Genomic DNA, 8,677 nt, shown 5'->3' with positions numbered 1-8,677 from the left:
TCTGCTTCATCAGGCGTCTCTGCGGTTGAGATCAGGCATTCTGCCAAAGCTGGAAGCCCTCTTCAGAGTTTCCTTAGTGGGGATGCGCTCAGTTTACTGATCTGCTAACTTCGTTGAATCATCAAGCCTGACATTCACTGTTACAGATCCGGCAACAATCCAGGCTTATCCTTACCCGATCGACCTGCATTGTGCCCGCGTCAAATGCCCGTCCCAGAGCCTCTGCCCGTGCCAGAACCGACCCTGATCCAGTGCAGCATGCTGAGCGCCACCGAGCGGCCGCTGCTGAACAAGTTCTACAAAAGCCAGTCCTCGCCGATGCGTGCCAGCGACAACGGCGTGGCCTGGGTGGCCCGTTCGGGAGAGATCATCGCAGCACTCAACCTGAGCCCGGTGCCGGGCGGCCAGTGGCTGACCGGCCTGCTGGTGGATGCACACAGGCGACGCCAGCAGGTGGCGCGGCACCTGGTCGAGCAGGCCAGCCAGCAGGTCGAGGGCTGCATCTGGCTGTTCTGTCATCCGGACCTGCAGGATTTCTATGAACGGCTGGACTTCGCGGTCAGCGAGGCCCTGCCCGCCGTGCTCGCCGAGCGCCTGGTCCGCTACCGGCGCAGCAAGCCTCTGCTGGCGATGGTGCGGACTCAGTCGTCAGCCGCGGGGTCAAGGCCGGGGAACAGCACTTCGGTGTAGCCGAAACGGCTGAAGTCGTGGATGCGCGACGGGTACAGGCGACCGATCAGGTGGTCGCACTCGTGCTGCACCACCCGCGCATGGAAGCCGTCGGCGGTGCGCCGGATCGGCTGGCCCTGCGGGTCGACCCCTTCGTAGAAGATGCTCTTGTAGCGGCTGACCACACCGCGCAGGCCAGGCACGGAAAGACATCCCTCCCAGCCCTCTTCCAGCTCGGTACCGATCGGCGTGATCACCGGGTTGAGCAGGATGGTCTGGGGCACCGGCTCGGCATCCGGGTAGCGCTCGCTGCGCTCGAAGCCGAAGATCACCAGTTGCAGGTCCACGCCGATCTGCGGCGCGGCCAGGCCGACGCCGCCGACATGGCGCATGGTCTCGAACATGTCGTCGATCAGTTGCTGCAGTTCGGGACTGCCCAGCAGGCGTTCCGGGACCGGCGGGGCGATGCGCAGCAGGCGCTCGTCGCCCATCTTGAGGATTTCACGAATCATGGGAGGTTCGGCTCACGGGTTCGGGTCCGGCTGCCGGGGCGTGATCGCGGCCCAGTCCGGAGTCCTCACTTGTAGCACGATCCACGCCGCCGTCGCCGGGTTGTTTTTCCCCGGGATTCTTGCCTTCGGCGGACAGGTGCTCGATCGCCGCATTCATTTCCGCGCCGAGCAGCAGCACCGCGGCGGAAATGTAGAAGTACAGGAGCAGGACGATGATCGCCCCGATGCTGCCGTACATGGCGTTGTAGTCGGCAAAGGTCTTCACGTAGTAGCCGAAGCCCAGGGACGCGATGATCCACACCACCACCGCCAGGACCGAGCCCGGGGTGATGAAGCGGAATTCCTGCTTCACGTCGGGCATCACGTAGTAGATCAAGGCCACGGCGACCATCATCAGGATCACGATGGCCGGCCAGCGCAGCACCGTCCACACGGTGACGATGATTTCCTCCATGCCCACCTGCGACGCCACCCAGCTCATCACCTGCGGCCCGAGCACCATCAGGGCGGCGGCGGCCAGGAGCATGCCGGCGATGCCGACGGTGTAGAGCACCGACAGCGGGATGCGCTTCCACACCGGGCGGCCCTCGACCACGTCGTAGGCGGCGTTCATCGCGCTCATCATCAGGCGTACGCCGGCCGAGGCGGTCCACAGGGCGATGACGATACCCACCGAAAGCAGGCCGCCCTTGGATTGCTGGAGCTGGTCGATCACCGGGTTGACCTGCTCCAGCGCCTGCGGCGGCAAGACCAGCTCCGACTGCAGGCGCAGCCAGGAGAAGAAGTCCGGCAGGTGCAGGAAACCGATCAGCGCGATGAGAAACAGCAGGAAGGGAAACAGCGAAAAGAGCATCTGGTAGGCCAGTGCCGAGGCGTAGGTGGACATCTCGTCGTCGAGGAATTCCTTGACCGTGTGCACCAGTACGCGGTGTACCGGCACGCCGCGTAAGTGGGTGAATCTCATTGGCGTCTCCTTGCGCTGCCCGAAGCTCGATACAAAACAGTCTAATAGACCCCGGATATCCGGTCGCGATTCAATCCCGCAGGAAAAAAAACGGCCATCCGAAGATGGCCGTCTTGCCTCTGGCCCGCAGGCCGGTCAAGGCTTCTTCACGGCATCCTTGACCTTGCCTACGGCTTGCTGGGCTTCGCCCTTCAGTTCCTGGGCCTTGCCCTCGGCGCGCAGACGATCGTTGTCGGTCGCCTTGCCCACGCCTTGCTTGATGTTGCCGACCGCTTCGTTGGCCATGCCTTTGACTTTGTCTTTGGTGCCACTCATGGGATTTCTCCTTTGGAGGGAACGTCGGAATCGACAAAGGGGTTGAGTGGCGAGCGAAGCGCAGAGTTTCATTTATTTTTCAGAAGCTGAGCGGACGCTGAACCTGTGAGATGCTCGCGGCCCTCCGCGCTTTATGTTTCAGTGCATTGCCATCACAATACCCGGCCTTACCCAGCGTCACTCGCAGGACACCGCATGAAACTCGACAAGACCACCGCCATCGCCCGTCGCAACGAGGTGCTGGGCATTCCCGCGCTGAACAGCGACAACACCCTGTTCGCCGTGCTCGACGGCAAGCGCAGCCTGTGGTGGTTCGACGTGCCGGTGGCCTGGCTGCGCACCAACACCGGATGGGTGAACCTGCTGCTGCACACCCCGGAAGGCGACCAGTTGCAGCACCTCAAGGTGCCGCGGCGCTACCTGCGTTCGCACATGGAGCAGATGGAAGTGCGCAACCCGGGCAAACGCCGCTCGACCATCAGCATCGCCCTCTCGGCCGACCGCGACTCGCTGCTGCGCGACCTGCGCCCGGGCGGCGAAAACCTGGACTTCTCCGGTTTCCGCCAGCGCTGAGGCTTCAGGCGAGTTCGATGCGGTTGTCGTGGATGACGATCTGACCGCTCTTGTACAAGGCGCCGATGGCCTTCTTGAAATTGCCCTTGCTGACCCCGAACAGGTCGGCGATCACCTGCGGATCGCTCTTGTCGCTGACCGGCAGCACGCCGTCGGCGGCCTTGAGCTTGCTCAGGATCTGCTCGTGCAGGCTGCCGGCAGCAGCCTCGCCGACCGGCTGCAGGCTCAGGGCGATCTTGCCGTCGTCACGGATTTCCTTGATGTAGCCCTTCTCCTGCTTGCCCGAACGCAGGAACTTGAACACCTCGTTCTTGTGGATCAGGCCCCAGTGCTGGTTGTTGATGATGGCCTTGAAGCCCATCGGGCTTTCTTCCACCACCAGCAGGTCCACCTGCTGCCCGACCCGGTAGTTGGCCGGGGTCTTGTCCAGGTAGCGATCGAGCTTGGCGGTGGCGGTGATGCGCCGGGTGCGGCGGTCGAGGTAGACGTGCACCACGCAGTACTCGCCGGCGCGCATCTGGCGCTTTTCCTCGGAGTACGGCATCAGCAGGTCCTTGGGCAGGCCCCAGTCGAGGAAGATGCCGATGCTGTTGATCTCCACTACCTTGAGGCTGGCGAACTGACCGACCTGAACCTTGGCCTTCTCGGTGGTGGCGATCAGCTTGTCCTCGCTGTCGAGGTAGACGAACACGTTGAGCCAGTCCTCGTCCTCGCTGGGCGTGTCCTTGGGGATGTAGCGGTTGGGCAGGAGAATCTCGCCATCCGCGCCGCCATCCAGGTACAGACCGAAGTCCGTGTGCTTGACCACTTGCAAAGTGTTGTAACGCCCAACTAAAGCCATCTTCGAAATCCTCGTTGCGAGCCGCGCATTCTACACCCGAACCGCAGCCATCGCCCGGCGCTTCGGCAGTTTCCCCCCATCAATCGGGACATCGCCATCGGGTGGAACCGTGGTGACCTAACCTGCTCTATAAACACTGAGGAAGCCAACGCAAGGACTCGCATCATGTCCGCTCGTCTATCTCGCTGCCTGCGCCCTGTTCTGCTGATACTCGCCAGCCTCCTGCTGCTGTCCTGCACGCGCCTGGACCTGGCCTACCGCAACCTCGACGTGCTGGTGCCGTGGTCGCTGAACGACTACCTGGACATGAACCGCCAGCAGAAGAACTGGCTCAACCAGCAGCTCAAGGAGGAACTGGCCTGGCACTGCAAGACCCAGTTGCCGGGCTACCTGACCTGGCTTGACGGGATCCGCCAGATGGTGGCCAGCAACCAGGTCACCGACCAGGGCCTGCAAGAGCGCACCGTGGAGGCGCGCCAGGCCGTGGCCCGGGTCGCCGAGCAGATCACTCCGTCGGCGGCACGATTGCTGCGCGGCATGGACGACGAGCAGGTGCGCGAGATGCGCCAAAACTTCGCCAAGGACATCGAGGAACGCCAGGCCAGGTACGTGAAGACGCCGCTGGCGCAGCAGGTCGCGGAACGTGGCGAGCGCATGGAGAAGCGCCTGTCGCCGTGGTTCGGTGGCTTGAGCCCGCAACAGAAGGAGCGCGTGGCCGCATGGTCGGCGCAGCTGGGCGAGCAGAACCGTGCCTGGATCGCCAACCGGGCGCACTGGCAGGCGCAGTTCAGCAGCTTGATGGACCAGCGTCACCAGGACGATTTCGAACCGCGCCTGGGCCAGTTGCTCAAGGAGCGCGAGCGTTTCTGGACGCCGGAATACCGCGTGGCCTTCGCCAATACCGAATCACGGTTGCGCAGCCTGCTGGTGGACCTGATGGCCCAGAGCAGCGCCGAACAGCGCCAGCGCCTGGACCAGCGGCTGGACAAGGTGAGGCAGGACTTCAGCGAGCTGAAATGCCTGAAAAGCTGAGCCGTAGGCGCTAGCGATTTCAGGCTAGACCTCCTCCCTGCCCTTGCGCCGATACGGGAACACATCGATCACCTTCCCGGCACGAATCGCGTCCTGCAGCCCCTTCCAGTAATCGGCGTCATACAACTCGCCATGCAACTGGCTGAACAGCCGGCGCTGGCCCATGTCGGCGAACAGGAACGGCGGGAACTCCTCGGGGAACACGTCATGCGGGCCGATGGAGTACCACGGTTCGCTGGACATCTCGTCCTCGGGGAAACGCGGCGGCGGGATATGGCGGAAGTTGGCCTCGGTCAGGTAGGTGATCTCGTCGTAGTCATAGAACACCACGCGGCCATGGCGGGTGACACCGAAGTTCTTCAGCAGCATGTCGCCGGGGAAGATGTTCGCCGCCGCCAGTTGCTTGATGGCCAGGCCGTAGTCGTCGAGGGCCTCGCGGACCTGGTCGTCGTTGGCGTTCTCCAGGTACAGGTTGAGCGGGGTCATGCGCCTTTCGGTCCAGCAGTGGCGCACCAGCACGGTGTCGCCTTCCAGGCTGACCGTCGACGGCGCCACTTCCAGCAGCTCGGCCAGGCACTCGGGCTCGAATTTGCTCAGCGGGAAACGGAAATCGGAAAACTCCTGGGTGTCGGCCATGCGCCCGACCCGGTCGACGCTCTTCACCAGGCGGTACTTCTCGATCACCGTGGCGCGGTCGACGCTTTTGGACGGCGAGAAGCGGTCCTTGATGATCTTGAACACGGTATTGAAGCCCGGCAGGGTGAACACGCTCATGACCATGCCGCGCACGCCCGGGGCCATGATGAAGCGGTCGTCGGTGCTGGCCAGGTGGTTGATCAGGGCGCGGTAGAACTCCGACTTGCCGTGCTTGTAGAAGCCGATCGAGGTGTACAGCTCGGCGACGTGCTTGCCGGGCAGGATGCGCTTGAGGAAACCGACGAACTCAGCCGGCACCGGCACATCGACCATGAAGTACGAGCGAGTGAAGGAAAAGATGATCGAGACGTCGGCCTCGTCGGTGATCAGCGCGTCGATCTCGATGCCGTGTCCTTCGCGGTGCAGCAGGGGGATCACCAGCGGCCACTGCTCGTCACGGGTGAAGATGCGCCCGACCAGGTAGGCACCCTTGTTGCGGTAGAGCACCGGCGAGAACAGCTCGACCTGCAGCGCCGGGTCCTTGCATACCCAGTCCGGCAGGCTGTCGCGCAGTTGCGCCTCCAGCCGCGCCAGGTCGCCTGGCAGATCGGCGAAAGGTACGTCGAAGCGGTAGTCCTCGAAGATCTGCGCCAGCAATCCGGACAACTGTCCCTCGGGGCGGTAGATACGGGTCTGGGCCGCGCGCTCGTGGGCACGCAGCGACGGCCGGGTGGTGTGGATGAACATGCAGCCATCGCTGATCTGGTCGTGGCTGAACAGGCTGCAGAAGATCGAGTTGTACCAGGTCTCCGACAGCTCGTCGTCCAGACGCGGGTCGATCAGCTTGATGTAGGCGCTCTTCACCAGCGGCCACAGCGAGACGTCCAGCAGCACGTCCTCGGCGAAGCGCTCGCGCAGGCAGGCGGTGACTTCGGCAACCTTCTCTTCGTACAGGTTGATCCGCGCCGCCGCGGCGCTCTGGATCTGTTGCCAGAGGGCGTTCTCGAAACGCTCGCGGGCGCCATCGGTGATCTGGCGGAAGTGCTCGCGGTAGTTGTCGAAACCATCGAGGATGGTCCGCGCGATATCGGCGGCCGGCCATTGCTGGGGCATGTCAGGACCTCTGGCGGGATGGGCGAAAGCCTGAGAGTAACCGCGGCGACGGGCGCTGCACAGGGGCGGATCGGCCAAATCGCCAGCAGCTTGCCAGCAGCGCAAAAGGGCGTTTTTTGCCAACCCGGCGACATAAAGCGCATGAACGGATTCAGCCCGCAAGAAAGCGGACGAGATCGCCACGGGTTTTCCCGTACACTCCTTCACCCGCACCACACCGGAGTCCGCCGTGAGCCCCATCGCCTTGTCCCGCCTGCTGATCCTCGCCGCCGTCTGGGGTGCCAGCTTCCTGTTCATGCGCATCATCGCGCCGGTGCTGGGCACGGTGCCGACCGCGTTCTTCCGGGTGTCGATCGCCTGCCTCGGGCTGATCGCCATCCTCGCCCTGATGCGGGTGCGCTGGGACTTCGGCGGCAAGTTCAAGGTGGCGCTGGTGCTGGGGATGATCAACTCGGGGATCCCCGCGACGCTGTATTCGGTGGCGGCGCAGGTGCTGCCGGCGGGCTACTCGGCGATCTTCAACGCCACCACGCCGCTGATGGGCGTGCTGATCGGCGCACTGTGCTTCCATGAGGCCATGACCCTGCCCAAGCTGGGCGGGATCTTCCTTGGCCTGCTCGGCGTGGGCATCCTCAGTGGTGCAGGGCCGGTGGCGTTCGACGCACGGCTGATGCAAGGCGCCCTCGCCTGCCTCGGCGCCACGGCCTGCTATGGCCTGGCCGGATTCCTCGCGCGGCGCTGGCTGGACCAGCGCGGCGGCCTCGACAGCCGCCTGTCGGCGCTGGGCAGCATGATCGGCGCCAGCCTGTTGCTGCTGCCGCTGTTCGCCTGGAGCGTCGCCACCCAGCCGCCTGCCAGCTGGGGTGGCTGGCAGGTGTGGCTGTCGCTGCTGGGCCTGGGCCTTGTGTGCACCGCCTTCGCCTACATCCTGTATTTCCGTCTGCTCAGCGAGATCGGCCCGGTGAAGTCGTCCACCGTGACCTTCCTCATTCCGGTGTTCGGCGTGCTCTGGGGTGCCTGGCTGCTGGACGAACCGCTGTCCACCGCACACCTGTACGGTGGACTGCTGATCGGCCTGGCCCTGTGGCTGGTGCTCAAGCCCGTGCCGCGACCCGTGCCGGCCGACGGAAGACGAACAGCAGGCCAATGACGATCAGGCCCATGCCCAGCAGGCTCAGGGCCGGCAAGCGGTTACCGAAGATCAGGTAGTCCATCAGCGCGGTCACCGCCGGCACCAGGTAGAACAGGCTGGTGACGTTGACCAGGTTGCCACGGGCGATCAGGCGGTACAGCAGCAGGGTCGCCAGCACCGAGACCACCAGGCCCATCCACAGCACCGACAGGCTGAACTGCGCATTGACCTGGACCTGCAGCGGCTGGAACGGCGCGAACAGCGCACACAGCAGCAGCCCCGCCAGGTACTGCAACGGCAAGGTACCGAGGGGATCGCGGGTGATGCGCTTCTGCATGATCGAGCCCAAGGTCATGCTCGCCAGGGCCAGCAGGGCGAAGCCCATGCCGGCCCAGGACATGCCGCCCAGGCCGATGCCCTGCCAGACCACCATGACCAGCCCCGCCAGTCCCAGGCACAGGCCGAACACGCGGCTGAAGGAACGCTGGCGCTCCATCAGGATCACGGTGAGGATCGGTTGCACTCCCATGACCGTGGCCATGACTCCGGGGGTGACCTTAAGGTCCAGGGCCAGCAGGTAGAAGATCTGGTAGGCGCCAAGCAGGATCCCGCCGGTCAGCAGGGCCTGGCGGATAGCCGCAGGCTCGCGGGGCCAGCGCAACTTGAGCAGCGGACTCAAGGCCAGGAGAGCGCCAAGGGCGAGCAGGAAGCGGACCAGCAGGAAGGCGAAGGGGGTCGCCTGGGCCAGCCCCAGTTTCGAGACGATCGCGCCGCTGCTCCAGAGCAGGACGAACAGGCTCGTGGTAGCCGCCGAGGCCACGGAGGTTTTTTGCAGGAAAGACATGGATTTGCCACCTGTATTCGGGCAAGAAAGCCGAACGGACGTGCTG

Annotated in this window: 10 protein-coding genes; 4 read left to right on the top strand and 6 right to left on the bottom strand. The window is 64.3% G+C overall.

The window, feature by feature from the left end; genetic code table 11:
* The first annotated feature begins 258 nt into the window (after nucleotides 1-258).
* Nucleotides 259-690, top strand: coding sequence for a GNAT family N-acetyltransferase (locus V0R59_RS23230; RefSeq protein WP_330077142.1), 432 nt, complete (start codon nucleotides 259-261; stop codon nucleotides 688-690).
* Here the strand turns inward: V0R59_RS23230 and def are convergent.
* The 3 genes from def to V0R59_RS23215 all read right to left on the bottom strand — a co-directional run bounded on the left by def (nucleotide 642) and on the right by V0R59_RS23215 (nucleotide 2,460).
* Nucleotides 642-1,181, bottom strand: a complete 540-nt coding sequence (gene def / locus V0R59_RS23225) for a peptide deformylase (protein ID WP_330077141.1) — start codon at nucleotides 1,179-1,181, stop codon at nucleotides 642-644. The two genes, V0R59_RS23230 and def, sit on opposite strands and share 49 nt — an antisense overlap.
* The gene (locus V0R59_RS23220) at nucleotides 1,171-2,145 is read right to left on the bottom strand and encodes a YihY/virulence factor BrkB family protein (protein ID WP_330077140.1); all 975 of its coding nucleotides are present in this window, start codon (nucleotides 2,143-2,145) and stop codon (nucleotides 1,171-1,173) included. The genes def and V0R59_RS23220 overlap by 11 nt, the downstream gene beginning before the upstream one ends.
* Nucleotides 2,146-2,280: 135 nt before the next feature.
* Nucleotides 2,281-2,460 (bottom strand): CsbD family protein, encoded by a 180-nt coding sequence (locus V0R59_RS23215; protein WP_316920717.1) that lies wholly within the window; start codon nucleotides 2,458-2,460, stop codon nucleotides 2,281-2,283.
* A gap of 195 nt (nucleotides 2,461-2,655) precedes the next feature.
* Between V0R59_RS23215 and V0R59_RS23210 the strand changes: the two genes are divergently transcribed.
* A complete protein-coding gene (locus V0R59_RS23210; RefSeq protein WP_330077139.1) occupies nucleotides 2,656-3,033 on the top strand; it encodes a hypothetical protein in 378 nt (125 codons plus the stop codon).
* 4 nt (nucleotides 3,034-3,037) lie between these two features.
* Here the strand turns inward: V0R59_RS23210 and V0R59_RS23205 are convergent, their stop codons facing one another.
* Nucleotides 3,038-3,874: a CvfB family protein gene (locus V0R59_RS23205; RefSeq protein ID WP_330077138.1), complete on the bottom strand. Its 837-nt coding sequence runs from the start codon at nucleotides 3,872-3,874 to the stop codon at nucleotides 3,038-3,040.
* Nucleotides 3,875-4,039: 165 nt separating this feature from the next.
* Between V0R59_RS23205 and V0R59_RS23200 the strand changes: the two genes are divergently transcribed.
* Nucleotides 4,040-4,906 carry a DUF6279 family lipoprotein gene (locus V0R59_RS23200; protein ID WP_330077137.1) on the top strand — a complete coding sequence of 289 codons (867 nt, stop codon included), beginning with the start codon at nucleotides 4,040-4,042 and terminating at the stop codon, nucleotides 4,904-4,906.
* A 24-nt stretch (nucleotides 4,907-4,930) separates the two neighbouring features.
* Here V0R59_RS23200 and aceK read toward each other — a convergent pair whose 3' ends face one another.
* Nucleotides 4,931-6,655, bottom strand: coding sequence for a bifunctional isocitrate dehydrogenase kinase/phosphatase (gene aceK / locus V0R59_RS23195; RefSeq protein WP_330077136.1), 1,725 nt, complete (start codon nucleotides 6,653-6,655; stop codon nucleotides 4,931-4,933).
* Nucleotides 6,656-6,884: 229 nt separating this feature from the next.
* On the opposite strand from aceK, the gene V0R59_RS23190 reads away from it, so the two are divergent.
* On the top strand, nucleotides 6,885-7,805 hold the full coding sequence (locus V0R59_RS23190) for a DMT family transporter (protein WP_330077135.1): 921 nt from the start codon (nucleotides 6,885-6,887) through the stop codon (nucleotides 7,803-7,805).
* On the opposite strand, the gene V0R59_RS23185 is transcribed toward V0R59_RS23190, so the two are convergent.
* Complete coding sequence (locus tag V0R59_RS23185; RefSeq protein ID WP_330077134.1) at nucleotides 7,750-8,631, bottom strand: DMT family transporter; 882 nt, start codon at nucleotides 8,629-8,631, stop codon at nucleotides 7,750-7,752. The genes V0R59_RS23190 and V0R59_RS23185 overlap by 56 nt on opposite strands.
* Nucleotides 8,632-8,677: the final 46 nt, after the last annotated feature.

This window comes from Pseudomonas ulcerans, from assembly GCF_036324125.1.
Classification (GTDB): Bacteria; Pseudomonadota; Gammaproteobacteria; order Pseudomonadales; family Pseudomonadaceae; genus Aquipseudomonas; species Aquipseudomonas ulcerans.
This window is presented reverse-complemented; position numbering and strand designations above follow the sequence as displayed.